Here is a 1,945-nt window from a genome sequence, read left to right as displayed (position 1 = left end):
GCTTAGCGTGGTCTTTCGCTTCTCCCAGGAACAGCTCCGGATGGGCGACAGCACGGTTAATATCGCCCAGGTAAACGTTTTTACCATTCAGCGCGCTATCGGCCGGCAGCGCGGTTCCCAGCACGATGGCCAGTTCGGCGTCATTCGGGTTATCAATCAGCTCAAGGTGCGCTTTCGGCGCCGCGGCACCCAGCAGGGTTTTCGCCATGTAGGCGCGCGCCTGTCCGAGTCCGGCATCAATAATCAGCAGCGTTTTCATTATGCCTCTCCTGCTGTCAATTAAAGGGTTGTAAGTCGACGCGCGCCATCATCGCGGCCAACTGGGTACGGTCGGTAATTCCTACATTGCTCTGGCTGACGGCCAGGGCAGCGACGGCGGTCGCCAGGCGCAGGGTATGCTCGCTGGATTCACGCATCAGCAGGCCGTAAATCAGGCCGCCGACCATCGAATCGCCGGCGCCAACGGTGCTGACCACTTCCACTGAAGGTGGTTTAGCAATCCACTCCCCAGAGGCGTTGACCCACAGCGCACCCTCTTCGCCCAGGGAGATCACCACGTGGGCGATACCCTGCTCGCGCAGCGCATGGGCGGCGTCGATAACATCTTTCATCTCCGGCAGCTTGCGGCCAGCCCAGATTTCCAGTTCGCGACGGTTCGGTTTCACCAGCCACGGCGCCGCTTTTAGTCCGGCAACCAACGCTTCGCGGCTGCTGTCGAAAATGATGCATGGGCACTGACTGCGCAGACGGGTCATCCAGTCGGTGAAGGCTTCCGGGCTAACGCCGGACGGCAGGCTGCCGCTGACGCAGACCATATCGAACTGCCCGAGCCAGCTCAGGGAGTCGTTGACGAAGCGTTCCCAGTCGCCCGGGGTGACTTCAAAGCCGGAGAAGTTGAAATCGGTCACTTCGCCATCTTTTTCCGTCAGCTTAACGTTGATACGGGTCCGGCCCTGCACCACCTGGAAACGGTTGGCGATCCCCAGCTCGCTGAACAGCTGCTGAAAGCCGTCCTGGTTGTCTTTACCCAGGAAACCGCCGACGGTGACGTCAATGCCGAGATCTTTCAGCACTTTCGCCACATTAATGCCTTTCCCGGCGGCGTGCAGGCCGGTGGTGCGCACCAGGTTCACTTCACCGCGTTCAATCTCCGGGGTGAATCCCACCAGGTCGTATGCCGGGTTTAACGTAATCGTTGCTACACGTCTGCTCATTTATGCGCCCTCCCCAAGGCCTGCGGCGATCGCTTCGCCAATCGCATCCAGCGCTTGTTGCGCATCCTCACCCTGCGCGGTAAAACGCAGACGGTGACCTTTTTTCACACCCAGCGCCACAACCTTCATCAGGCTGCGACCGTTAGCCGGCTTGCCGGAACCGTCGAGATTGGTAACGGTGATGTCGCTGGAAAATTGTTTAATGGTGTTGACCAGCATGGTGCCCGGACGGGCATGCAGGCCGTGTTCATTGCGCACCACGAATTCGGCGCTCAGCACATCTTCGGCAATGGCGTCGTCGCTGGTCAGCAGCGCCAGCACGGTGGCGGCGTCGGCTTTCAGCAAATGTTCAGCTTTCTTGTCCAGCAGCAGCTTGCTCAGACGGTTCAGCACTGCGGTCGGCTGCTCGTCGGCCATCGCCACCGTGACCAGCAGGGAAACCGGCTGCTCGTCGCGGGTAAAGGCGTTAGCCGCGCGGCTGACCGCCACGGCGCTGCGCAAATTGCCTTCCGCACTGTCGTTCAGCCAGACGCCCTGACCGAGGTTCAGCGGCGTATCGTTAATGACGTGGCTAACGAAGGCGGCATCGACAGCGCCAACTTCTTTCAGACGCGCCGCGTTCAGCGCCTGCAGGGTCAGCAGATCGCTGGCCGCGACGTCGAGACTGAGGGTCTCGTTATCCAGCTTCAGCGCTTCGCTCTGCTTCTCTCCCATCAGCAGCGCGCGCAGCT

2 protein-coding genes and 1 pseudogene are annotated in these 1,945 nt (G+C 60.7%); all 3 read right to left on the bottom strand.

The window, feature by feature from the left end; all coding sequences use genetic code 11:
• A pseudogene (locus KHQ28_RS27090) lies at window positions 1–259 on the bottom strand (PTS fructose transporter subunit EIIBC); the annotation flags it as partial.
• 16 nt (window positions 260–275) lie between these two features.
• Complete coding sequence (gene fruK / locus KHQ28_RS27085; RefSeq protein ID WP_002912941.1) at window positions 276–1,214, bottom strand: 1-phosphofructokinase; 939 nt, start codon at window positions 1,212–1,214, stop codon at window positions 276–278.
• The coding region (gene fruB, locus KHQ28_RS27080) for a fused PTS fructose transporter subunit IIA/HPr protein (RefSeq protein ID WP_139041644.1) at window positions 1,215–1,945 on the bottom strand (731 nt) is incomplete at its 5' end.

Origin of the sequence: Klebsiella sp. 28, assembly GCF_018223905.1 — a bacterium.
Lineage (GTDB): Bacteria > Pseudomonadota > Gammaproteobacteria > Enterobacterales > Enterobacteriaceae > Klebsiella > Klebsiella pneumoniae.
The sequence above is the reverse complement of the archived record's forward strand: the minus strand, read 5'-3'. Positions and strand labels throughout refer to the sequence as shown.

Coding starts and splice junctions, on each gene's coding strand:
- fruK (WP_002912941.1), bottom strand. CDS start 1,214: ATGAGCAGACGTGTAGCAACGATTACGTTAAACCCGGCATACGACCTG.